Annotated in this window: 20 protein-coding genes; 4 read left to right on the top strand and 16 right to left on the bottom strand. The window is 33.7% G+C overall.

Annotated elements, in window-relative coordinates; all coding sequences use genetic code 11:
- Positions 1 to 173: 173 nt before the first annotated feature.
- The 12 genes from ftsA to mraZ form a co-directional block, all read right to left on the bottom strand.
- Entirely contained in the window at positions 174 to 1529 is a 1356-nt protein-coding gene (gene ftsA, locus PQF96_RS17105; RefSeq protein WP_109438781.1) for a cell division protein FtsA, read from the bottom strand.
- Between the two features lie 7 nt (positions 1530 to 1536).
- The gene (locus tag PQF96_RS17100; protein ID WP_271767573.1) at positions 1537 to 2256 is read right to left on the bottom strand and encodes a cell division protein FtsQ/DivIB; all 720 of its coding nucleotides are present in this window, start codon (positions 2254 to 2256) and stop codon (positions 1537 to 1539) included.
- Positions 2253 to 3599 carry a UDP-N-acetylmuramate--L-alanine ligase gene (murC, locus tag PQF96_RS17095; RefSeq protein WP_271767572.1) on the bottom strand — a complete coding sequence of 449 codons (1347 nt, stop codon included), beginning with the start codon at positions 3597 to 3599 and terminating at the stop codon, positions 2253 to 2255. The genes PQF96_RS17100 and murC overlap by 4 nt, the downstream gene beginning before the upstream one ends.
- Before the next feature lie 8 nt (positions 3600 to 3607).
- A complete protein-coding gene (murG, locus tag PQF96_RS17090; RefSeq protein WP_143915906.1) occupies positions 3608 to 4720 on the bottom strand; it encodes an undecaprenyldiphospho-muramoylpentapeptide beta-N-acetylglucosaminyltransferase in 1113 nt (370 codons plus the stop codon).
- On the bottom strand, positions 4717 to 5922 hold the full coding sequence (locus tag PQF96_RS17085; RefSeq protein WP_271767571.1) for an FtsW/RodA/SpoVE family cell cycle protein: 1206 nt from the start codon (positions 5920 to 5922) through the stop codon (positions 4717 to 4719). The genes murG and PQF96_RS17085 overlap by 4 nt, the downstream gene beginning before the upstream one ends.
- Positions 5923 to 5981: 59 nt before the next feature.
- Complete coding sequence (gene murD, locus PQF96_RS17080) at positions 5982 to 7316, bottom strand: UDP-N-acetylmuramoyl-L-alanine--D-glutamate ligase (RefSeq protein ID WP_271767570.1); 1335 nt, start codon at positions 7314 to 7316, stop codon at positions 5982 to 5984.
- A 1-nt stretch (position 7317) separates the two neighbouring features.
- Positions 7318 to 8547: a phospho-N-acetylmuramoyl-pentapeptide-transferase gene (gene mraY / locus PQF96_RS17075; RefSeq protein ID WP_109438787.1), complete on the bottom strand. Its 1230-nt coding sequence runs from the start codon at positions 8545 to 8547 to the stop codon at positions 7318 to 7320.
- A gap of 43 nt (positions 8548 to 8590) precedes the next feature.
- Positions 8591 to 10054: a UDP-N-acetylmuramoyl-L-alanyl-D-glutamate--2,6-diaminopimelate ligase gene (locus PQF96_RS17070; protein WP_271767569.1), complete on the bottom strand. Its 1464-nt coding sequence runs from the start codon at positions 10052 to 10054 to the stop codon at positions 8591 to 8593.
- Entirely contained in the window at positions 10051 to 12045 is a 1995-nt protein-coding gene (locus tag PQF96_RS17065; protein WP_200825175.1) for a penicillin-binding protein, read from the bottom strand. The genes PQF96_RS17070 and PQF96_RS17065 overlap by 4 nt, the downstream gene beginning before the upstream one ends.
- A gap of 6 nt (positions 12046 to 12051) precedes the next feature.
- A complete protein-coding gene (locus tag PQF96_RS17060) occupies positions 12052 to 12363 on the bottom strand; it encodes an FtsL-like putative cell division protein (RefSeq protein ID WP_109438790.1) in 312 nt (103 codons plus the stop codon).
- The gene (gene rsmH, locus PQF96_RS17055; protein ID WP_109438866.1) at positions 12360 to 13256 is read right to left on the bottom strand and encodes a 16S rRNA (cytosine(1402)-N(4))-methyltransferase RsmH; all 897 of its coding nucleotides are present in this window, start codon (positions 13254 to 13256) and stop codon (positions 12360 to 12362) included. The genes PQF96_RS17060 and rsmH overlap by 4 nt, the downstream gene beginning before the upstream one ends.
- A gap of 89 nt (positions 13257 to 13345) precedes the next feature.
- The gene (mraZ, locus tag PQF96_RS17050) at positions 13346 to 13813 is read right to left on the bottom strand and encodes a division/cell wall cluster transcriptional repressor MraZ (RefSeq protein WP_109438791.1); all 468 of its coding nucleotides are present in this window, start codon (positions 13811 to 13813) and stop codon (positions 13346 to 13348) included.
- 301 nt (positions 13814 to 14114) lie between these two features.
- On the opposite strand from mraZ, the gene PQF96_RS17045 reads away from it, so the two are divergent.
- Both PQF96_RS17045 and yihA read left to right on the top strand, forming a co-directional pair.
- Positions 14115 to 14885, top strand: a complete 771-nt coding sequence (locus tag PQF96_RS17045) for an alpha/beta fold hydrolase (RefSeq protein ID WP_109438792.1) — start codon at positions 14115 to 14117, stop codon at positions 14883 to 14885.
- Positions 14886 to 14898: 13 nt separating this feature from the next.
- Positions 14899 to 15504: a ribosome biogenesis GTP-binding protein YihA/YsxC gene (gene yihA / locus PQF96_RS17040; protein ID WP_109438793.1), complete on the top strand. Its 606-nt coding sequence runs from the start codon at positions 14899 to 14901 to the stop codon at positions 15502 to 15504.
- Positions 15505 to 15515: 11 nt separating this feature from the next.
- Here the strand turns inward: yihA and PQF96_RS17035 are convergent, their stop codons facing one another.
- The 3 genes from PQF96_RS17035 to gldB all read right to left on the bottom strand — a co-directional run bounded on the left by PQF96_RS17035 (position 15516) and on the right by gldB (position 17229).
- Entirely contained in the window at positions 15516 to 15824 is a 309-nt protein-coding gene (locus PQF96_RS17035) for a GTPase (protein ID WP_143915903.1), read from the bottom strand.
- Between the two features lie 98 nt (positions 15825 to 15922).
- Positions 15923 to 16261 (bottom strand): gliding motility protein GldC, encoded by a 339-nt coding sequence (gene gldC / locus PQF96_RS17030; RefSeq protein WP_109438795.1) that lies wholly within the window; start codon positions 16259 to 16261, stop codon positions 15923 to 15925.
- Positions 16258 to 17229, bottom strand: coding sequence for a gliding motility lipoprotein GldB (gene gldB / locus PQF96_RS17025; RefSeq protein WP_109438796.1), 972 nt, complete (start codon positions 17227 to 17229; stop codon positions 16258 to 16260). The genes gldC and gldB overlap by 4 nt, the downstream gene beginning before the upstream one ends.
- Positions 17230 to 17404: 175 nt before the next feature.
- Here gldB and nadE point away from each other — a divergent pair, with 175 nt between their 5' ends.
- Positions 17405 to 18193 carry an NAD(+) synthase gene (nadE, locus tag PQF96_RS17020; protein WP_271767568.1) on the top strand — a complete coding sequence of 263 codons (789 nt, stop codon included), beginning with the start codon at positions 17405 to 17407 and terminating at the stop codon, positions 18191 to 18193.
- A 144-nt stretch (positions 18194 to 18337) separates the two neighbouring features.
- On the top strand, positions 18338 to 18970 hold the full coding sequence (locus tag PQF96_RS17015) for a response regulator (RefSeq protein ID WP_109438798.1): 633 nt from the start codon (positions 18338 to 18340) through the stop codon (positions 18968 to 18970).
- Here PQF96_RS17015 and dnaG read toward each other — a convergent pair.
- Positions 18967 to 20931 (bottom strand): DNA primase, encoded by a 1965-nt coding sequence (gene dnaG / locus PQF96_RS17010; RefSeq protein ID WP_109438799.1) that lies wholly within the window; start codon positions 20929 to 20931, stop codon positions 18967 to 18969. The genes PQF96_RS17015 and dnaG overlap by 4 nt on opposite strands.
- Positions 20932 to 21046 lie beyond the last annotated feature (115 nt).

Genomic DNA, 21046 nt, shown 5'->3' with positions numbered 1-21046 from the left:
TTATTCTTTATATATTTTTATTCTTTATTCTATGAGGAACTTCATTTACCCCTGCTCCTCAGTGCTGGCACCTCACTAAAATTATCCTCAGGACAATTTCTTTACGCGCCCTTGCCCCTCAATGCTGGCACCTCACTAAAATTGTCCTCAGGACAATTTCTTTACGCTCGGTCCTATTCCGCATTATCAAGGAATTCCTTGAATTTTTCTGTCCACTTCTCTAAAATATTCTTTCTTGGTTTTAAATCAACCCTATGATTTTCTTCCTCAACTACTGTTTTTTCATTTACTGCTGCTTCAGGTTGCGATGCAGTTTCTGCACTTGCCAAGGTTTCTTTTTTAACTGTTTTTTTGTGTTTTTTAATATGAATCAGTCCATCCATTACTAACCCTACGGCAGTCGCATACATAGGGCTTGTAGTTTCAGAATCACTATTCCCGGCTAAATGTTCATTAGGATATCCGATTCGTGTATCCATACCTGTAATATATTCTACAAGCTGTTTTAAATGCTTAAGTTGTGACCCTCCTCCTGTCAATACAATTCCTGCAATTAATTTTTTCTTAGGAGATTCATGTCCATAGTTCTTGATTTCTAAAAAAACCTGTTCTATAATTTCCACTACTCTGGCATGAATAATTTTGGACAAGTTCTTTAACGTTATCTCTTTTGGCTCTCTACCTCTTAACCCAGGAATTGATACAATCTCATTATCTTTATTTTCTCCTGGCCATGCAGATCCAAATTTTATTTTTAATAACTCTGCTTGTTTCTCGATGATAGAACATCCTTCTTTGATATCCTCTGTAATTACATTTCCTCCAAAAGGAATTACTGCTGTATGACGAATAATTCCATCTTTAAAAATGGCTAAATCTGTTGTTCCTCCTCCAATATCAATAAGAGCAACACCAGCTTCTTTCTCTTCCTGACTTAATACAGCATTTGCTGAAGCTAAAGGCTCTAAAGTAACATCAGACAATTCTAACCCTGAACTTTTAACACATCTACCTATATTGCGAATAGAAGTCACCTGCCCTACTACCACATGAAAATTGGCTTCGAGTCTTCCCCCATACATCCCCACTGGTTCTTTTATCTCTGCTTGACCATCTACTTTATACTCCTGAGGTAATACATGTAAGATTTCCTCTCCTGGCAGCATTACTAACTTGTGCACTTGATTACACAATTTTTCTATATCATCTTCATCAATTACAGCATCTGCATTAGGTCTGGTGATATAATCACTATGTTGTAGACTACGAATATGCTGACCAGCAATTCCAACAGTTACATCATTAATTTTTAATCCCGAAACACTTTCTGCTTCCTGAATTGCTTGTTGAATAGATTGAATTGTTTGTGTTATATTATTTACAACACCTCGGTGCACTCCTAAACTTTTGGATTTACCAACTCCCAATACCTCCATCTTCCCGTATTCATTATACCGTCCTACCATGGCAACAATCTTAGTTGTTCCTATATCTAGTCCTACCGCTATTTCATTCACTTCTCGTTCCATATTGGTATCATTTTATTGTACACACCACTTGATTACTAAACTGTAAACTGACTTTTTTATATGACTCAAGGCTTTTATCTCGCAATGCTTTTTGATAAAACGCCTTAAAATTTTTAATCTTATTATTTAAATTCTCTATTTTCCCAACGATCAACTTAAACCTGTACACACGTAACTCTAACTCATAATTTCCATCAGCACCAAGATAAACACCTACAACATGCTTTTTTAAAAACTCATCTTCCTGAATTTTTCTTAGTAAAGGAAAAATCTGAGCGACTTCTCTCTCTGATACATTATGTATAATCGGCACATGAGCCGAATAACTATCAGATAAAGGCATCGTATTTCCCGTAACATCAACATAAAAAGGAGTAACCGCGTTAACCCTAGCAATTGGGGTGCGTTGCTTGATTCTTGCCCTAAGTTCTCCATTTACAGTAAGATACACATCAGAATGCTCAATCATTTCATGTGTATCAAGTTCTTGCTCTACAGTATTCAAAACTAAAATTTCTTTACCCACGCTCGTAACTCTTTCCTGATTTTGTATTAACAATTTATTAACCGTCAATTCATTTATGTATGGATCCTGTTCTTCTATAAATTCTATAAGCACTTCTTTAATCTTTCTGCGCTCATTTCGCTTACTTGCAAATGCAAAAAGAACAGTAATCAAAATCAACAGACCTCCAAATTTTAAATATGTCAAAATTTTATTCCTCATACCAACAAAGCTTCTTTTATGCCATTCACTTCTTCTCCTATATCTCCTGCTCCTATTGTTAACACAACCTCGGCATTACTTCCTGTTATTTCTTTTATTAGATGTTCTTTTTTTATTATTTTTTTATTCTCAATATTTATCATATCCAATAACCAATCAGAGGTTACTCCTGCTATAGGCAATTCTCTGGCTGGATATATATCTAAAAGCAACAATTGATCAAACTGACTTAGGCTTGTTGCAAAATCTTCTGCAAAATCTCTTGTTCTACTATATAAATGTGGTTGAAAAACCGCTAATACCTTTTTATCAGGATGCATTTCTCGTACCGCCTGATGCAAGGCATTAATTTCTGTTGGATGATGTGCATAATCATCTACATACACCAAATTATCTGTTTTAATTTGATAACTAAACCTTCTTTGAACCCCCTTAAAGGAAAATAAAGCCTTTGCCAAAGGCCCGGTCGGGGAGCCGTAAAGCGTTGCTATAGCAAAGGCCGTAATAGCATTTAACAAGTTGTGTCTACCTGGCAGGTTTAAATGCAAATCCCTAATGAGTTCGTGAGGAGTTTTTAAATCAAAAATATATGTTCCATTATCTATTTTTATATCCTGAGCACAATAATCTGAGTCATCTTCGATTCCGAAAGTAATTCCCGAAAGTGGCAATCCATTGCACACTAAAAGATGATCCTTTGCTTTGGATGAAAATTCTATAAATGATTCTTCTAATGCATTTTCTTCCTCATAAATATCCAAATGATCTGCATCCATCGAAGTGATTGCAGCAATATCAGGGTATAATTGCAAAAATGATCTATCAAATTCATCTGCCTCTACCACCACAACTTCATTTCCTTCTAATACCAGATTAGAATTGTAGTTTTCGCTTATACCTCCTAAAAATGCAGTCACCTTAGCCCCACTTTCTTTAAGCAAATGAGCAAGAATTGCAGTAGTGGTTGTCTTACCATGAGTACCAGCTACCGCAAGTGTATACACATCTTTGGTAATTATCCCCAGAACCTCTGCTCTCTTTTGAATCAGAAATCTATTATCCTGCACATAAACAAATTCTTTATGATCCTTAGGAATAGCCGGAGTATATACAATCAATGTATTTTCTTTATTTAAAAATACTTTAGGAATAAGATCAATATTATCTTCGAAATGAATATCAACACCTAGTTTCTGTAAATCAACAGTAATCTGAGTAGGCGTTTTATCATATCCTCCTACATTTTTACCAAGGAATTTAAAATATCGAGCAAGTGCACTCATACCAATACCGCCAATACCGATAAAATATATATTTTGTATGTTGTCTAAACTAGTATTCATTTACACTTTTAATTCCTGGTAATTTTATCTTCAATTAATTTTTCAATCTCATCTACTATACTAGACGTTGCTTTAGGCAACGCTAACTCTTTTATAGCTTTAGAAAGCTTTATCTGCTTATCTTTTGATGTTAACAATTCTGAAATTTCAGATTCAAAATTCACATCCAACTCACTCTCTTTTAGCATTATTGCACCATTTTGATCTACAATAGCTTGTGCATTTTTAGTCTGATGATCCTCGGCTACATTAGGAGATGGGATAAACACTGTTGGTTTTGCTACAATACATAATTCTGAAACCGAGCTCGCTCCCGCTCTTGATATAATAATATCAGCTGCAGCATATGCCAAATCCATAGTATCTAAAAACTGATGTACTTGCACATCCTTATGATCATTATATGTTTTATATTCTGAATAATATAACTTCCCACACTGCCAAAGCACCTGTACTTCTTTCTCACCAAAAAAATCAAGTTCTTTCTCGATTAACTGATTAATTCTTCTTGCACCCAAACTGCCCCCCAAGACTAAAATGGTTTTCTTATCATTGCTTAGATCATACTTTTTGATTGCTTCTTCTCTTTTACCCTCTATCTGCAACAAATCCTGACGTACTGGATTACCAGTTTTTATTATTTTCTCTTTCGGAAAAAAACGTTCCATATCATCATAAGCAACGCAAATTTTATTTGCTCCTTTTGACAACCATTTATTCGTTATTCCGGGAAAAGAATTTTGTTCCTGAAGCACAGTAGGAATTTTTCTCGAATTCGACATTTTCAACAATGGTCCGCTTGCAAATCCTCCTGTACCAATAACGATATCAGGGTTAAATTTTTTAATTATTCTTTTAGATTTCCAAAGACTACTTATCAATTTAATAGGAAACAAAAGATTACTTAATGTTAACCTTCTTTGAATGCCACTAATCCATAGCCCTACAATTTCATAACCTGCCTGAGGTATTTTTTGCATTTCCATGCGGTCTTTAGCTCCTACAAACAAAACAGAAGTATCAGGATATCTATTGCGTATTTCATTTGCAATAGCAATTGCAGGATAGATATGCCCTCCTGTTCCTCCTCCAGATAATATAACCTTCAATCCTTTACTCATAAAACTTCACTCAATACTTCTAATGGATTTTCTTCCTTTTCTTTTATTTGCTCTTCTTTTATAATTGCTTCTCTTTTACTACTTACACTTAGTACAATACCAATAGCTAGGCACGTCATCCAAATTGATGTCCCTCCACTACTAATAAGTGGAAGCGTTTGCCCAGTAACCGGAAATAATTCTACAGCTACTCCCATATTTATTAGTGCCTGAAAGACAATGGGAAGTCCAACTCCGATAACCAATAATTTCCCAAAAACATCTACACTTTTATGAGCTACAATGACCAACCTAAGTAATAACAATATATATAACAGCATTAAAAAAACACCTCCTACAAATCCCCATTCCTCAACTATTATGGCATAAATAAAATCTGATGATGACTGTGGTAAAAAGTTTCTCTGTACACTTTTACCAGGCCCTGTTCCTATCACTCCTCCTCTGGCGATAGCTATTTTTGCACGCTCGATTTGATAATCCTCCTGTGTATCTTTATCATCAGTAAAATTTTCTATTCTACTTACCCAAGTATCAACTCTATTTGGAAAAACACCTGGAAATGCCTTTGCAAAAAGAATAAAAAAAGTAAGTATCAAAAGCCCCGATCCTAAAATGACCGAAATGTATTTTAATGGATATCCTCCCAAAAACACCAACATAATAACCATAGAAAATATAATCGCTGCAGTAGAAAAGTTTGCTGGTAAAATCAACATAAGCACCAGAAAAACTGGCACCCAAAGTGGCAATAATGTTTCCTTAAAAGAAACGTATTCATTTTTAATTTTTGAAAGATATCTAGCTACATAAGACATCAAAACTACTGCTGCCAGAGTAGAAGGCTGAAAACCAACTCCTACAAAAGGTAAACGAATCCATCTACTTGCATTTGTCCCCCCTCCTGAAGTATTCTGTGCTAATGTAACCAACAACAACACGATTACCATTGGTATCATGATTATAGAAAGTCCTTTAAAATAATGATATGGTATTTTATGTACTCCATATATAATCAAAAACCCTAAAACGAGATGAACAAAGTGTTTTACCAAAAAACTAAAGGTATCTCCATCTCCACCATACAGGTATGCCAAATTACTACTAGCGCTATACACAGGTAGAAATGAAAACAATGCCAGCAAAGCAGCGATTGCCCATATCATTTTATCTCCTTTTATATTTGCTAATACTTTAGTCATTATTATGTATTATTTCATTCTTCAATTTTAAATCTATACTTCATCGTATTTTTACCGGACTATAATTCTCTAACAGCTTCTTTAAACTGTCGACCTCTTTCTTCATAATTTTTAAACAGGTCAAAACTTGCACACGCAGGAGATAATAGAACATTTTCATTTCTCTCAGCTATTTTATATGCCATTTTTACCGCTTCTTTCATTGATTGTGTTTCTACGATATCATCAACACAATTGCCAAATGCATTTATGATTTTAGAATTATCCACTCCTAAACAAATAATTGCTTTCACTTTCTCATTAACCAAAGAAAACAACTCTGTATAATCATTACCTTTATCTACTCCTCCTACAATCCATACTGTTGCAGATTTCATAGCATCTAATGCATAGAAAGTTGCATTTACATTGGTTGCTTTTGAATCATTAATATATTGTACATTATTAATTTTCAATACATTTTCCAACCTATGTTCTACTCCATGAAAGTTCTCTAAACACTCTCGAATGGTGGTCTTTCTAATTTTCAACAATTGTGATACCGTAGCGGCGGCCATGGCATTTTTCACATTGTGATTTCCTTTTAATGCTAAGTTTTCTGTTGGCATGATGATTTTGTTGTTGTCTATTGTTATTGTTATATTATTTTTTTCTAAATAAGCTCCGTTTTCCACTCTTTTTGTCAAAGAAAATGGTAGTAATTTTGAGCGAATGGGATACTTCTCTAAATACTCTACAATTACCTTATCATCTGCATCATAAATAAAGTAATCATCTTCTTTTTGATTCATTGCAATTCTAAATTTTGAAGCGATATAATTTTCAAATTTATAGTCATATCGATCCAAATGATCTGGAGTGATATTGGTAAGAATCGCAATATGAGGCGCAAACTCTTTAATACCATCCAGCTGAAAGCTACTTAATTCTAACACATAAAAAGGAGCATCTTTCTCTGCCACTTGTTTTGCGAAACTATCTCCAATATTGCCTGCCATATTTACATCCAACCCTCCCTGCTGGAGTATATAATGAGTAAGCATAGTTGTTGTTGTCTTTCCATTGCTTCCTGTAATACCCACAATCTGCGCAGCAGTAAATCCAAAAGCAAACTCTATTTCAGATACTACGTGAATTCCTTTTTCAAGTAGTTGCTGTACCAGTGCTACTTTATCAGGAATCCCCGGACTCTTCATAACCACATCTGCATTTATAATCCTAGATACTGTATGTTGTTGTTCCTCCCATTCGATTTCAAAATTTCTAAGAACTTCTTTATAATAATCTGTAATTGTTCCCTTATCAGAAACAAAAACATCGAATCCTTTCTTTTTACCCAAAATTGCGGTTCCAACTCCACTCTCTCCTGCACCTAATACCACTAACCTTTTCATACTATCTCACCTTAAGCGTAATCACAGCAATAATTGCCAGAAAAATCCCAACAATCCAAAACCTGGAAACGATCTTACTTTCATGTATTCCTTTCTTCTGATAGTGATGATGCAAAGGGGACATCAAAAATATTCTCCTTCCTTCTCCATGCTTTTTTTTAGTATACTTAAACCAGCTTACCTGCATCATTACTGATAAGGTTTCTATAAAAAAGATTCCGCATATGATAGGGATCAAAAATTCTTTACGTATTGCAATTGCAATAACTGCTATAATTCCTCCTATAGTCAAACTTCCTGTATCCCCCATAAAAACCTGCGCAGGATACGTATTGTACCATAAAAAACCTACCAAAGCCCCTGCAAATGCTGCTATAAATATGGTCATCTCTCCAGAATTAGGTATATACATTACATTGAGATAATCTGAAAATATGATATTACCCGAAACCCATGCAAACAGTGCTAATGTCAATACCATTATTGCTGACGAACCTGCAGCCAATCCATCAATCCCATCAGTAAGGTTGGCTCCATTTGAAACCGCAGTGACAATAAAAATCACAATAGGTATAAATATTAACCAAGCATATTTAACGAGATCTGGACTGATCCAGGTAATCAAACTTGAATATTCGAATTCATTATTTTTGAGGAATGGTATTGTTGTTTTTGTAGACTTAATAGCTGGATTAAAATCTGAGCTCTCTTCAGAACTAGCAACCTGCTCTACATCAGAATTAGCTTTTTCTTCTTTAATGGTAATATCACTATGAAAATACATAGTACACCCTACGATAAGTCCTAATCCTACTTGACCAATAACCTTAAATTTTCCAGCAAGCCCTTCCTTATCTTTTCTTTTAATTTTTAAATAATCATCTGTGAAACCAATCACTCCCATCCATAACGTGGTAACAATTAACAGTATGACATATATATTATCCAGTTTAGCAAATAACAATACAGGAACAAGAGTTGCCAAAATAATAATGATACCTCCCATAGTTGGAGTTCCTGCCTTTTCTGCCTGACCATCTAATCCCAACTCACGAATACTCTCTCCCATTTGTTTTCTTTGAAGAAAACCTATAATGCGCTTACCATAAATTGTAGAGATTAATAACGACAGTATAATCGCCATTGCAGCTCTAAAAGTTATAAACTGAAACAGCGTTGCCCCGGGGAACTGGTATTCGCTTTCCAAATATTCAAATAAATAGTATAGCATAAGTCATTACCTTTTTATATTCTTTCTACAAACACAAAAGGATTTATTTGTTTAGTTTTTTTAGTTCTTCTCTGACAATTTCAAAATCATTAAAATCATTTCGTTCTCCATTAATTTCCTGATATGTTTCATGCCCTTTTCCTGCAATAAGAATTATATCATCTTTTTCTGCCAATTGACAGGCGGTTTTAATCGCTTGCTTTCTATCTGTAATAGAAAGTGTTTTTTTATAATCTTGTGGTTCTACTCCTTTTTCTATATCTGCAATAATTTGCTCTGGATTTTCTGTTCTGGGATTATCACTAGTAAAAATCGCTTTGTTACTAAGTCTCGCAGCAATGTTACCCATCACAGGGCGTTTCATCTTATCTCTATCCCCTCCACATCCAACAACCGTAATCAGAGCTTCATTATTTGTTCGAATATCATTAATGGTTTCCAGTACATTTTTTAATGCATCCGGAGTATGTGCATAATCCACTATTGCTGTAATCTTCTGCTCTGAAATCAAATATTGAAATCTACCACTCACACTTTGTAATTCACTTAATAATTGAAGTGTTTCTAAAGTCTTGAGTCCTAGTAACTCTGCCGCTCCAAAAATTGCCAATAAGTTATACGCATTAAAACTACCTATAAGTTTTGCCCAAACCTCATTATCATTAAGCTTAAGCAACAATCCCTCTAGACTATTTTCTAAGATTTGACCTCTATAATCGGCATATGATTTTAAAGCATAGGTATATTGTTTTGCATGGGTATTCTGAAGCATAAAAGCTCCATTTTTATCATCTTTATTTACTAAAGCAAAAGCTTTTGCAGATAAACCATCAAAGAATACTTTTTTCACATCGCGATATTCTTTGAATGTATTGTGATAATCCAAATGATCGTGAGACAAATTCGTAAAAATTCCTCCAGCAAACTCAAGTCCTTCAGTACGTTTTTGATGAATCCCATGAGAACTTACTTCCATAAAGCAATATTCAACACCTGCTTCATTCATCTCCTTTAGATAATAATTGATAGCCAAAGAATCAGGAGTAGTATGTGTTGCCTTATATTCTTCTACATCAACCATAACTTTTACCGTTGATAACAATCCTACTTTAAAACCAGCTTTCTTAAAAAGTTGATATAACAATGTTGCAATCGTTGTTTTTCCATTAGTCCCTGTTACTCCAACTAATTTTAGGTTTTCTGAAGGAGTGTCAAAATAATTAGAAGCCATTATTGCTAATGCAGACTGTGTATCTTCTACTTCTACATAAGTAACTCCATTAACCGTAACATCCGGTATTTTTTCACAAATCACCGCTAATGCTCCCTGATTAATAGCTTTTTCAATAAAGTCATGCCCATCTGAGACCGATCCTCTGATAGCCACAAACACATCATCCTGCCCTATTTTTCTAGAATCGAATTCGATTTTATTAACGCTAGTTTTTGTATCACCTACAACAGCATTAATCGCTACTTTATATAGAATATCTTTTAACTCTGTCACGATAGCTCTAATCTTATTTTTTGATTTATTTTTACTTTGGTTCCCGGCTCTATAGACTGCTTCTTTACAGTTCCTGATCCTTTTAGCTCCACTTTAAGCCCCATATTTTCTAAAAGTGAAATAACATCCATTGCGGGCATCCCTTTTACATTAGGCATTATGGTTTTATATTTTCGAGCATTCTCGTAATATTTCTCATAACTATTCACAACTGAATTACTCTCAATCGCTGCATATGATACCTCGTCAATCACTGGTATATCATTATATATTTTTGTTGCTATAGTCTTAAAAACAGGAGCTGCCACTTCACTTCCGTAATATCCTTTTTTCTTATTCGGTTTATGAATTACAACAATGCAAGAATAAATAGGGTCATCTGCTGGAAAATATCCTGCAAAAGATGAGATATATTCTCGTTCTTTATCTCTACCATAATTGCCCCAACATGTACCTGTTTTACCGGCTATTCCAAAATTATCTGTAAGAATATTGTCTGCCGTACCTCTCTTCACAACATTCTTCATCATTTCTTGTGCTATTTTTGCTGTTGTCTTAGAACATATCGTAGGGTTTAAAACCTCTTTATCAAATCTTTCTCTCGTCTTATCCCAGGTTTTTACTTCTTTGATAAACCTTGGCTTTACCATTTCACCATCATTTGCAATAGCATTATAAAAAGCTAAAGTTTGTAAAGGAGTAATTGCAACGCCATATCCATGCGCCATCCACGGCAAAGTAGTGCCATACCAATCATCATCTCCTGGATAAGGAATCTTTGGTTTTCCTTCTCCTTTAATTGCTAGTCCGAGTGTTTCTCCTAATCCCATATTAATCAATCGATCAACAAACTTTCTTGGGTTATCTTTATAATTTTCATTAATCATTTTTGCAAAAGCTGTATTTGAAGACAGCTCGAATGCTCTTGCAGCTGATATTTTTCCATATCCTCCCCACTTAGAATCTTTTACAACCCTATCATAAAACTTTACACGACCATTTTCTGTATCCACAACATAACTCGAATCAATAACCCTATCTTCTAAAGCTGCTACCATAGTCATTAATTTAAAGGTAGACCCTGGCTCATGAGACTCTCCTACTGCGTAATTTAGTTTCTCATAATATTTCCCTGCTTTGGTACGCCCAAGGTTAGATATTGCTTTTATCTCTCCGGTTTTTGTTTCCATTACTACAACAGTACCATGTTCTGCTTCGAATTTTTCAAGTTGTCCTAATAGTACATGATGTGATATATCCTGAATATTTACATCAATAGTTGAAACCACATCAAATCCATCCTGAGGCTCTACCTCATTATCATCGCCTATAGGTTTCCATTGATTTTTTGCTATCTTTTGTTTCTTTCTTTTTCCTTCTTTTCCTCTTAAAAAAGGGCCATACGCACCTTCTAAACCTACTCTAGTATAATATCCTTGCTCATCTCTTCTTTCATACCCAACCGTGCGTTCTGCAATTTTCCCAATAGGATGCTCTCTTATTGTACGCTGCTCAACAATTAATCCTCCTCTATTTGCACCGAACTCAAACAAAGGAAATTTTTTAACTCTCATATATTGAGAATACCCTAAATTTCTTCGAAGCAACAAGTATCTGTTTTTATTATCTCTAGCTACTCTAATAATTTTATCATAATATGAAACAGGTTTTCCAAATTCTTTGGATAATGCTTCACAAAGTGGTTTAATATATTTTCTAAAATCTTTTTCGTTTACAGTAAGTGCATCAAATCTTATATCATATTTAGGAACTGATGTAGCTAGCAAATTACCCTTACTATCATAAAGATTACCTCTATTGGCTGGTATATCAAAAGTTTTAAAAACTCTTTCTTGAGCTTTTTTACGATACATATCTCCTTCTACAAACTGTATATTTACCAGTTTTGCCAATACCGCAATGGCAAAAACAAACATACATGCTGCTATGAAGTACAACCTATTTAATATGTTTTTCTCTTTTATTGCCAAAACAACTTAATTTTTTACTATTATTTTTCTTGGAGGCCTTGCCGGGCGTTTTAATCCTTTTTGTGTCATCTTTTTGATTATAGATGATTCCATTTTCAATCTCATTAATTCAGTCTTTCCATCCACAAATTGTGTTCTTAATTCTCTTACTTCATTATTCAATCTGGCAATTTCGTGTACTTTGCTCTCTGCATTATGAGAACTGGCAATCATTACTATCGCCAAAAAAGAAAGAAACAATAACATTCTCCAATTTTTCATTGCATCATCTGCAATCAAAAATTTTCCTTTTAATATGTCATAGATTGTCTGTTTCAAATTCTTTCTGCTATTCTAAGTTTAGCACTTCGTGCTCTATTATTCACTTTAACCTCTTCACTATCAGGAACAATTAATCCTCCTATTTTTTTAAATGGTACTGACACATTACCATATAAATCTTTTTCTGGTTCACCTTCAAACATCCCATTGCGAATAAATCGTTTTACCAATCTATCTTCTAAAGAATGATATGAGATTAAACTAATTCTCCCTCCTTCATCCAACAATTCTGTAGTTTGTTCTAAAAACTCCTTTAACACTTCAATTTCTTGATTTACCTCAATACGAATTGCTTGATAAATCTGGGCTAAAATCTTATGCTCCTTATGTTTTGGTAAAAATGGCTTCAACACCTCTTTTAACTCCACGCTCGTTTTAATAGGACTTTCTTTTCTTGCTCCAACTATTGCTCTTGCCAGTTTAGGCGCATTGCGTAACTCACCATATTGCAAAAACATTACTTTTAAATCTGACTCATCATATTCGTTAATTATATGATAAGCCGACACTTCTCCATTTTGATTCATTCTCATATCCAAATCGGCTTCGAATCTTGTAGAAAAACCTCTGTCTGCAACATCAAATTGATGAGAAGAAACTCCAAAATCCCCAAGAATACCATCTACTTTTCTGATTCCATAAAACCTTAAAAATCTTTTAATAAACCTAAAATTTTCATTGATCAAAGTGAACCTGTCATCATCAATTGCATTACTCAAAGCGTCTTGATCTTGATCAAATGCATATAGTTTTCCCTCTGGACCTAATTGTTTTAATATTTCATTAGAATGACCTCCTCCTCCAAACGTAACATCAACATAAACCCCATCTGGCTTGATCGCCAAACCACCAACGGTTTCCTTAAGTAAAACAGGATTATGATATTCCATCTGTTCCATTTCTATCTTTTTAAATAATCACACAAACACCCAATCTTCAATATTTTTTGAATCAGGTATTTTCAAACATTATCCTTTAATTAATCAAGGTTTATTTCATCATCAAATCCCATCACTTCCTCAGCCAAATCTCCAAAATCATCAGCTACATCATCTATTGCTTTTTCATATTGATCTTTATCCCATATTTCGATAATATTAACAGCCGATGATAATACCAGATCTTTAGTAATACCGGCAAAACTTATCAAATCCTTTGGAATCAAAAGACGACCTGCCGAATCAATTTCTACTATTTTCACTCCAGCTGTAAACCTTCGGATGAAATCATTATTCTTCTTTTTAAAGCGGTTTAATTTGTTTAGTTTTTGCATTAAAAGGTTCCATTCTGCCATTGGATACAACTCCAAACAAGACTGAAACACAGCTCTTTTCACTACAAATCCATCTTGCAACACAGGCGAAAGTTGCTTTTTGAAAGCAACAGGCATCATCAGACGTCCCTTAGCGTCTGCCTTACATTCGTATGTGCCGATTAGATTTACCACTTTATTTCCCTAAACGTTTAATTAGTCAAATATATTGAAAATTTTACCACATTTTACCACATTTTACCACATTGTTGATAAGTTGTACTTAAAATAGCACACAGGAAGGCATTAAAAACTTTAAAATTTTGTCTATCAAGACACTAGAGCAAGCTTATGAATTCGTAGCTTTAATCAATCCGAGGAGGAAAAAACAACCGTCAAAAAAAATATAAAAATTCATTTTGCAGTATTAATAAAAAAAACATAAAACTAATTATGAAAATGCTATATTTGCTTTTAATTCTTGTAAGAAATATTAATGAAGCACGAATTAAAAAAAGACGGAAAATTTAGTTATCTAGATTTAGGGGAAGGTACACCGATCATCATTTTACACGGATTGATGGGTGGTTTGAGTAACTTTGAAGGTGTGAATTCTCACTTTCCTAAACATGGATATAAAGTACTAACTCCTGAACTTCCAATTTACACATTACCTTTACTAAAAACTAAGGTTATAACATATGCAAAGTACCTCAAAGATTTTATAGATCATTTGGGTTATGGTGACAAAGAGGTGATTCTTCTTGGGAATTCTCTGGGTGGTCATATTGCACTTCTATGCACTAAAATGTTTCCTGAGAAAATAAAAGGACTTGTTATCACAGGAAGCTCTGGACTTTATGAAAGCGCAATGGGTGAAAGCTACCCTAAACGTGGTGACTACGAATACATTAAAGCCAAAGCTGAAAGTGTATTTTATGACCCAAAAATAGCAACAAAAGAAATTGTAGACGAGGTTTACTCTACTGTAAATGATCGAAACAAATTAATACGAACTCTTGCAATTGCCAAAAGTGCTATTCGTCATAATATGGCAAAAGATTTACCTAATATGAACACACCAACATGTGTTATATGGGGGAAGAATGACAATGTCACCCCCCCAGAAGTTGCAGACGATTTCAACAGGTTATTACCTGATTCTGACTTATATTGGATAGACAAGTGTGGTCATGCAGCTATGATGGAACATCCAGAAGAGTTTAACCGTTTATTTCACAATTGGTTACTAGAACGTAACTTCTAATTTTATTAATGCGATGAAGATTAGCAGCGCTGAATTTGTAATGAGTAATAGCGATGTTGCCAAATGCCCTAAAGACAGACTTGCAGAGTATGCTTTTATCGGGAGATCTAATGTTGGCAAGTCTTCATTAATTAATATGCTTACCAACCGAAAAAGCCTTGCTAAAACATCTGGACGACCCGGAAAAACTCAATTGATTAATCATTTTATCATTAATAAGAGTTGGTTCTTGGTCGATTTACCTGGATATGGGTACGCGAGAGTATCTAAATCTTCAAAAAAAGTATTTCAAAAATTTATTACAGCGTATTTTTCAAAACGCACTCAACTCGTAAGTGCATTTGTTTTAGTGGATTGTAGGCATGAGCCTCAAAAAATAGATCTTGAATTTATGCAATGGCTAGGCGAGCACCAAATACCATTCTCTATTATTTTTACGAAGGCAGATAAGCTTACTAAAACCAAACTACCTATTCAAATAGATGAATATATAAAAGAAATGCTAAAATATTGGGAAGAGATGCCTAATTATTTTATAACATCATCCTCTTCTGGATTAGGCAAAGACGAAATACTTAGCTATATCTCCGAAATTAATACACAGCTAAAAAATTCTTAGCCCCTCTCATATTATTGTAAAAGATCAATTAAATCTTCCACCGAAGACAGAGATGATATCACTTTTGAATCAAACAGAATTTCTATTACCGAACCTTCTTTTTTAAAAACTGCAGGAAACGTTAAATTTTCAATATTTAAATCCAAGTATGTATCTAAGAATTGATCCTTATACATAAACACAAACTCTGAGTTACTATTTTCTCTATAATTTTTCCACCTTTTTTTCTCTGTAAAATTACCATGAGTCAAATTACAAAGATCACAAGAATATGTATCAGGACTCACAATCTTATGGAGCACATCTACATATTTATTCAAAAAATCGGATTTTGCATTATACACAAAAATCAAGATTCCTTTCAAAGCTTCAATTTTGGAAATAAGTTAGAAGGATTCACAAAACCAACCCATAAGGTTTATTGTTGTTTTAATTCTAATTTTTCTGCAAAATAATCACAAAAATCTTTCATGGTAGCAGTCATTTTTTCATCTTGTGTAGCACGATGAAAGGTATCACTCATTGCAACTAATGTTTGATGAAAAAAGATTTTCATTTCATCTACTGGCATATCTTTAGTCCACAAATCAATACGAAGACTTTCTTTACTTTTACTATCCCAAACAGATAGCAATAAAGCTTTGGTCTCTTCATTTTCTACCCCACCATCTTTGGCCGTCCATTTTAATTGTTCAGGAATACGATTTTCATCTAATTCTATATCTATTTTAATCTCTGATTTATGTCCCTTTGTCATTGTCTTTTGGGTTTATATTTTGATTTGTTAAAAATCGTCTCTGCATCTTCTAACAATAATTGCCGCAAAGATACATCGTTATTTTTCATATATGAAGCCACAATCTTCCAACCTATAAATTGCCCCACTCTATCAGGCGCTTCATTATCTATTTCTTCTAAATAAAACTTTGAAAAAGGAGCTGGATATAAAAATCTAGGCATTAATTCGCCATCTGTACTATATAACAGCTGCTTATCTATAAAATACCTCCATATCTCTTCTTCGTTTGCTACTACCCAGGCATATTGTTCTTCACTATACCCCATTTTTCTTGCATCACTACTATTAGGCAAAAACAAATCCTTTAAATACAACTCTTTACCAAAAGACACCAGATTTCCCAAAAATGTTCTATCTCGTATTGGTCCAACTCTATTTTTAGCATACATAGAAGCTGCATCAGACACTATTTGATTCCTTTCAAAATTTTGTTTCAGATATTTCTGTATCCCTTCATAAAAATGATGATCTGTTCCTAAATACGTATCCAAAGCTATAATTAACAAACCTTTTGAAAGCACTACTTTATTTCTATAATCTACATCAGATGTAATCGTTATAACCCTTGGCTCTTTAATTTCGGGGAAATAATATTTAACATGTTGAAAAAGTGATTTTAATTGTTCTTCCTCCTCAGAAAGGTCATTAAAAATTTTCTTTATTTCATCATTTATTTCTAATTGAATGGTATCTTTTGATTTATTAATCCATACACTATCTGCATATTTTTCTGAAAACAGAAAAGGATAGTTTTCTTTTAAATCAGGTAGGTTTTCTCTTGTTAATTCTGCAAATGATTGATCAAAACGTTCTATTTTAATATTTACAGGAATTTTAACTATCTCTTTTTCAACTTTGCTTTCATGTGAGCAAGAAAATAATATACAAAAAACGATAGTGAATTTTAAAAATTTAATACTATTCATTCTCAAATTATAATATGTCCTTAAATAATTTCTATTACTTAAGAACGCCATGTTTTTTTATTAATTTTATAATTGCAAAGGTAATATATCAAATTACCAATTACGAGATTAAAATTGATAGATATATTTGTTTTAGCTTAGCACATAATAAATGAATAATAATAAATCATAAAACATGCAAACAGAAAAAGTAATTGATCATATAGTAAACTGGCTAAAGGATTATGCGACCAAAGCAAACATAGGTGGTTTTGTTGTCGGAGTGAGTGGAGGAATTGATAGTGCGGTTACTTCTTCTTTGTGCGCAAGAACTGGTCTAAAAACAATTTGTGTAGAAATGCCAATTCACCAAGCTCAAAGTCAAGTAACTAGAGCTCAAGAACATATCGCCCAATTAAAAGAACGATTTTCTAATGTTTCTGATGTAAGAGTTGATCTTACTCCTGTTTTTGAAGAGTTTAAATCTGCTGTTCCCAAAACAGAACAAAGCGCACAACTTGATTTGTCTCTTGCAAACACTAGGGCCCGATTAAGAATGTCTACATTATATTATTTTGCTGGATTGCACAAATATCTGGTGGCTGGCACAGGAAATAAAGTTGAAGATTTTGGTGTTGGTTTCTATACTAAATATGGTGACGGCGGTGTAGATCTAAGTCCTATAGCTGATCTGTTAAAAAGTGAAGTTTATGATCTCGGTAAAGCTTTAGATGTACCAAACTCAATACAAATTGCTGCTCCTACAGATGGATTATTTGGTGACAGCAGAAGTGATGAAGATCAAATTGGAGCAAGTTATGATGAATTAGAATGGGCTATGAAAATGAAAGAAGATGGCAAAAATGTGAACGATTTTAAGGAACGAGAACAAGAGGTCTTTGCTATTTTTACACGACTAAATACCGTAAATCAACATAAAATGACACCGATTCCGGTCTGTAAAATACCCTTTAATCTAAAATAAGAGGCATTTTATCGATAAATCCATAAAAAAAAGTTTACGAGGACTAGTTCTTAGTAATTTTGCACAAAGATTACAAAGTTACCCCTAGCCTTAAGGAATGTTAAACTCTTAAATTTAAACTAACATTAACAATCGTAAACAAGAATGACAACCGTATTAATCGCAGATCATCATCCAATTACAAGGAAGGGGATCGTTTCTTTATTTCGCCACTCAGAAGATTATGAGATCATTGGAAAAGTAAGTAACGGTAACGAGATGTATGATGTTTTGAAATCTAACACTCCTGATGTCCTCATCATGGAGCTAGACCTACCTCAGATCAATGGAATTATGGCATTGAGAACAATCAAGAAAGAATTTTCTGGAATAAAAGTAATTATTTTTAGTTCTCATCCTGAAGAAATGTATGCATTAAGTGCCATTAAAGCTGGAGCTTCGGCATATTTAGCAAAAACAGTTCCGACAAAAACACTTAAAAAAGCAATAGAACGTGTTGCTCGAGGGGGTATTTATTTAAATGACAACCTAACCCAACAGTTAGCTAACGGAAATGCCAATGAAAACAACATGGTAGTGAAGTATAAAAAGCTTTCTTCTCGAGAGATCGAAGTTCTTAATTTACTTTCCTCGGGGAAACGTAATAAAGACATCGCTACTACACTATCTATTAATGAGAAAACAGTAAGCACATATAAAACCAGATTACTAAAAAAATTAAAAGTGGATAATCTTGCCGATCTAATTCATCAGTCCAGATTATTACATATTAGCTAAATCACTCGATTTAGTTTTCTATATAATAATTTTTTAAGAGTTTGATAATCTCGAATATCCTCTAAAACACTCATATTATTATTTTCAATATTCTGAGCTTTCACTTCTTGTGAAAGCTCATTTATTTTTTGATCTATCAAGAACCCTCTTAAGCCCAGTATAATATTATTCACATATTCTGATACAGAATCGGTTTTTTGTTTTACATGAATCTCCACATCCACCCACCTATGGAGTTCATAGCGATCTTCGGTCATCATTATTTCTGTAATTTCTGAGGCTATCTCTGGTGGAATTTTATTTATAAAACTTTCGATCTTAAACTCAGTATCCAAATTTAGTTCTTCAATCAAAATCGCATATATATCTTTGAACATTTGATCAGTGAATTCGATTTCATCATCTTGTAAATCCAAAAATATTTTTTCAAAAACCTTTGCGGTGTGTATTTCAGGTTCTAAAACAAGCTCTCCTTCTTCGTTCTCCTTCATTATCAAATCTTCAAATTCCTCTTCCTGTACACCATATAACAACAGCGCCTTTATAATATGACGTTCTAATATATACTGCCTATTTACCTTAGGCTGTTTCTGCACTTCGGTTTTTACTACCTCTAATGATTTATGTTCTTGCTTTTGTTGTTTGCGCTGATCTTTTGCATCTACATTACGTATTTGTGCCAAGGTATCAAATAACACATCTTCAGAAATATCCATAATTCTAGAACACTCCTGTACATAAATCTCTCTTTTGATCACATCAGGAATTTTAGAAATACTGGTTACCATATCTCTAACTAATTCTGCTTTCTTTATCGGATCATTTTTTGACTCCTGTTGTAACAATGAAGCTTTAAAACTTATAAAATCTTGAATATTATCTTCCAGATACGAGCTAAGCTCCTCTAAAGTATTTTGTTTTGCGAAACTATCAGGGTCCTCTCCTTCAGGAAAACTACATACTTTTACATTCATCCCCTGTTCCAAGATCAAATCAATCCCTCGTATAGAAGCTCTCATTCCGGCTGCGTCACTATCAAATAGCACAGTGATGTTTTTTGTCAATCTACTAATTAGTCGTATTTGATCTGGTGTTAATGCGGTTCCTGAAGAAGAGACCACATTTTTCACTCCCGTTTGATTAAACTGAATAACATCTGTATATCCTTCTACAAGATAACAGTTATCTTCTTTGGCTATAGATTGCTTAGCATGATAAATTCCGTAAAGCACCTTACTTTTATGATAGATATCACTCTCGGGTGAATTAAGGTACTTAGCAGCCTTTTTATCATTTGTTAATATCCTACCTCCAAAACCCAGTACACGGCCAGACATGGATTGAATAGGAAACATCACTCTTCCTTTAAAGCGATCAAACTGCTTTTCTTCTTTTACTATAGTTAAACCTGTTTTCTCAAGGTAATTTAATTGATATCCTTTTTTAATAGCTTCAGAAGTAAAGGCATCCCAAGAATCTGGAGAGTACCCCAGATCAAACTTTTTTATGGTTTCATCGGTAAACCCTCTTTCTTTAAAATATGATAACCCTATTGCTTTACCTTGTTCTGTTTTAAGTAATGAATTTTGAAAGAATGTATTTGCAAACTCGCTAACCAGATACATACTTTCCCGTTCATCAGCTTGTTGCTTCTGTTCATCAGTCTGTTCTGTTTCTTCTATTTCTATATTGTATTTCTTCGCAAGGTATTTTATAGCTTCTGGATAAGTGAAATGCTCATGTTCCATCAAAAAAGCAACTACATTACCTCCCTTACCACTAGAAAAGTCTTTCCAGATCTGTTTTACGGGAGAAACCATAAATGATGGAGTTCTCTCATCACTAAAAGGACTTAACCCTTTAAAATTACTCCCTGCCTTTTTTAATTGCACAAAATCCCCTATAACCTCCTCTAATCTAGCGGTTTCAAATACAGCATCTACAGTGGACTTATGAATCATAAATAATATAGCAATAAATTATACGCAACAAAAATAATATAATTCCCGAGACCCAAATCCTCTTATGTATTTAATAAAAAAAGGGCTACCTAAAAAGGCAGCCCCAGAAATTAAA

Source organism: Aquimarina algiphila, from assembly GCF_947494415.1.
Lineage (GTDB): Bacteria > Bacteroidota > Bacteroidia > Flavobacteriales > Flavobacteriaceae > Aquimarina > Aquimarina algiphila.
The sequence above is the reverse complement of the archived record's forward strand: the minus strand, read 5'-3'. Positions and strand labels throughout refer to the sequence as shown.

Bases quoted from the DNA above. Each gene is read 5' to 3' on its own strand.
- PQF96_RS17045 (WP_109438792.1), top strand. From the start codon at position 14,115: ATGAAGCACGAATTAAAAAAAGACGGAAAATTTAGTTATCTAGATTTA.
- nadE (WP_271767568.1), top strand. From the start codon at position 17,405: ATGCAAACAGAAAAAGTAATTGATCATATAGTAAACTGGCTAAAGGAT.
- PQF96_RS17100 (WP_271767573.1), bottom strand. From the start codon at position 2,256: ATGAGGAATAAAATTTTGACATATTTAAAATTTGGAGGTCTGTTGATT.
- murC (WP_271767572.1), bottom strand. From the start codon at position 3,599: ATGAATACTAGTTTAGACAACATACAAAATATATATTTTATCGGTATT.
- murD (WP_271767570.1), bottom strand. From the start codon at position 7,316: ATGAAAAGGTTAGTGGTATTAGGTGCAGGAGAGAGTGGAGTTGGAACC.
- dnaG (WP_109438799.1), bottom strand. From the start codon at position 20,931: ATGATTCATAAGTCCACTGTAGATGCTGTATTTGAAACCGCTAGATTA.
- mraY (WP_109438787.1), bottom strand. From the start codon at position 8,547: ATGCTATACTATTTATTTGAATATTTGGAAAGCGAATACCAGTTCCCC.
- gldB (WP_109438796.1), bottom strand. From the start codon at position 17,229: ATGAATAGTATTAAATTTTTAAAATTCACTATCGTTTTTTGTATATTA.
- PQF96_RS17015 (WP_109438798.1), top strand. From the start codon at position 18,338: ATGACAACCGTATTAATCGCAGATCATCATCCAATTACAAGGAAGGGG.
- yihA (WP_109438793.1), top strand. From the start codon at position 14,899: ATGAAGATTAGCAGCGCTGAATTTGTAATGAGTAATAGCGATGTTGCC.
- gldC (WP_109438795.1), bottom strand. From the start codon at position 16,261: ATGACAAAGGGACATAAATCAGAGATTAAAATAGATATAGAATTAGAT.
- PQF96_RS17085 (WP_271767571.1), bottom strand. From the start codon at position 5,922: ATGACTAAAGTATTAGCAAATATAAAAGGAGATAAAATGATATGGGCA.
- ftsA (WP_109438781.1), bottom strand. From the start codon at position 1,529: ATGGAACGAGAAGTGAATGAAATAGCGGTAGGACTAGATATAGGAACA.
- murG (WP_143915906.1), bottom strand. From the start codon at position 4,720: ATGAGTAAAGGATTGAAGGTTATATTATCTGGAGGAGGAACAGGAGGG.
- rsmH (WP_109438866.1), bottom strand. From the start codon at position 13,256: ATGGAATATCATAATCCTGTTTTACTTAAGGAAACCGTTGGTGGTTTG.